The organism is Pantoea wallisii (assembly GCF_002095485.1).
Lineage (GTDB): Bacteria > Pseudomonadota > Gammaproteobacteria > Enterobacterales > Enterobacteriaceae > Pantoea > Pantoea wallisii.
In genome coordinates this window covers 1-1334 of record NZ_MLFS01000131.1, presented here as the reverse complement: position 1 = coordinate 1334, position 1334 = coordinate 1, and the positions used below count along the sequence as shown (strand labels likewise).

The 1334-nt window shown below is 58.9% G+C and carries 1 protein-coding gene and 1 pseudogene; both read right to left on the bottom strand.

Annotated features, from left to right (window positions below; translation table 11 throughout):
• The coding region (locus tag HA48_RS21895) for a Tar ligand binding domain-containing protein (RefSeq protein ID WP_128603177.1) at window positions 1-919 on the bottom strand (919 nt) is incomplete at its 3' end.
• Between the two features lie 242 nt (window positions 920-1161).
• Window positions 1162-1334 (bottom strand): annotated as a pseudogene (locus tag HA48_RS22745) (methyl-accepting chemotaxis protein II); the annotation flags it as partial.

Below are 1334 nucleotides of genomic sequence, written 5' to 3'. Positions count from 1 at the left end.
CCGCAGTCTGCTCCAGCGACGCCGCCTGCTCTTCGGTGCGCGCGGACAGATCGTTGTTACCGGCCGAGATCTCGCTGGCGCCGGTGAAGATGGCGTCAGAGCCATCGCGTACGTTTCCGACGGTGCGCACCAGCGACTGCTGCATCTCATGCAGGCTGCTGGCCAGCTGGCTCATCTCATTGCGCCCCTCCACCGGGATGGTCTGAGTCAGATCGCCCGCCGCGATGTGGCGGATGTGCGTCAGCAACTGCTGCAGCGGCTGGATCAGCACCGTGCGCAGACCAAACCAGCAGCCAACAATCACCCCGATCACGACCACGGCTACCGTCACCAGCAGCCACATCATGGTGTTGAAAGCACGCTGGTTCTGCGCCACGCCCTTTTCAGACAGGGCGCTCTGCGCCGTACGCCACTCCTCATAGGTGGCCTTCATTTTGACCTGCTTCGCTTCAATGTTCTGCGCGAACATGCCCTGCAGATCGTTGGCTTTCAGCCGCTCCAGCATCGCTTTCAGGCCGTTATTAAAATCGGCGTAATCGGATTCCAGCTTATCACGCAGGGCTTCCGGCAGGCCTGGCGTACCGGGCAGATCGTAATAGCGCTGATAATGGCCAGCCGCGACGGTCAGCTGCTTCTCCGTTTGGGCAATCAGCGCACTAAGCTGGCCGCCATTGGTCTCAGCCGCCATGCTGCTCTGCATACGCAGCATCGCGCGGTTGAGAACGGTACGGGTCTGGTTAAGCTCAATCCAGGCATCAGACATCGCAGCAACGTTGTTGGTAGACGTCTGTGCTACGGCAAACGCCTCCTTATCTTTTTGTAACGCCGACCAGAACAGGCCGCCGGAAAGTAACTGCAAAGCACCAAAGACCAGCAGGACCGCTATCAGGCTGGTGACTACATTGATTCGTTTTAACATGGTGTCTCCAAAAGGGGGTTGTCCCCCCAGTTATCGACCGGGATGCTGAATTTTTGAGAGGCTTTGCATGTCTTTACGAAGGATAATGCTGTAATTAAGCTTTTTAACAGCGTTTTATAAGTAAAGTAAGCGGGATCATGTGCGCTGCCCTGCTGATGACTTCCCCCTTACGCGGGGGAAAACTGGCACTGCCGAAAAGAAGGTAATGCGGAGAGGGGCAGCGAGAGCGCTGCCCCGCGACATCAGAATGTCTCCCAGTTCCCTTCGCTGACCGGGGCGGTCAGCGCTTTGCGCGGCGCACTGGTGACGGGCGGCGCGATCTGCGGATGACGCACGGCGGTGCTGGCCGTTGTCTGCGCGGCACGCGGAATGCGGAACACCGCTACCGACTGGCTCAGCCGGCTGGCCTGATCTT